The sequence below is a fragment of the Paenarthrobacter sp. GQ52 genome (assembly GCF_059759005.1).
The window spans coordinates 1-1,212 of sequence record NZ_JCAXEJ010000042.1; the positions used below are offsets into that span (position 1 = coordinate 1).

The window sequence follows — 1,212 nt, forward strand, 5'->3', positions numbered from 1 at the left end:
AGACCTGTCAGTCCATGGGGGTGGTCCGGCCGGCACCTGTCCGGCCCACCTCGGTAGCTTGATCAGAAGATTGTCCACCCCCTTTCGGGGGCGTGACCCGTCACAGTGCTGTTCCTTGGTGACCTCTACCCGGACTGGTACCGGCCGGCGACGGCCATGACCACGTCCGTGAAGAGGAAAGGTACCAATGACCGCCATGTCTATCGTCGCGCATACCCATCCATTTGTCGTCGGTGTCGACACACACGCCCGTAACCACGTCTACGCGATCCTCGCCGCAAATACCGGCGCTCTGCTCGAATCCCGGGATTTCCCCGCTACCGGGGCCGGGATCAACCGGGCGATCGACTGGGTCGCCCGCCGCACCGGCGGTAATGCCGATACCCTCTGGGTGATCGAAGGTGCCGCGTCCTACGGGGCGATCCTTGCCGGCACCGTGGCCACCCACGGCTTCCCTGTAGCCGAAGCACCGCGCATGGATGCCAGGAAGCGCCGTGGGGTGGGCAAGACCGACGCCCTGGACGCCCACCAGATCGCCAGTTCCACCCTGCCACTGCCGGTAGACAAGCTTCGCCGCCCCCGCCTGCATGACGGGGTCCGCCAAGGCGTGAGGATCCTGGTGACAGCGCGGGGATCCATGAGCAAGGACCGCACCCGTTCGATCAATGCACTCAACGCCCTGGTGCGAAGCAACGACCTGGGCATCGACGCCCGCAAGAAGCTCACCGGCGCCCAGATCACCGAGGTCTCAAAATGGCGGTCCCGAGAGGAAGAACTCTCGCTGTCCATCGCCCGCAACGAGGCCGTGCGGCTGGCCAAACACGTCCTGACCCTCGATGAGCAGCTCACCATAAACGAGAACCAACTCGATGAGTTGGTCAAAGCCAGTGAGGCCGCACCCTTGCTGGAGGAGACAGGGTTCGCAGCGATCAGCGCAGCGAAATGCCTCACCGCCTGGTCACACGAAGGAAGAGTCCGGAACGAGGCGGCATTCGCCTCACTCGCCGGGGTAAACCCCATCCCTGCGTCCTCCGGAAACACCGTCAGGCACCGACTGAACCGGGGCGGAGACAGATCCCTGAACAGCGCACTGCACATGGCCGCTGTAAGCCGGATGACCCATGATTCAGAAACACGCCAATACGTGGAGAAACGACGGGCCGAGGGACGTACAGACAAAGAAATCCGCCGCTGCATCAAACGCTACATGGC

General features: G+C 63.5%; 1 protein-coding gene. It reads left to right on the forward strand.

Going from position 1 to position 1,212, the window contains the following annotated elements; translation table 11 throughout:
- Positions 1 to 187: 187 nt before the first annotated feature.
- On the forward strand, positions 188 to 1,212 hold a 1,025-nt coding region (locus tag AC6CH8_RS22800; protein ID WP_498192461.1), incomplete at its 3' end, for an IS110 family RNA-guided transposase.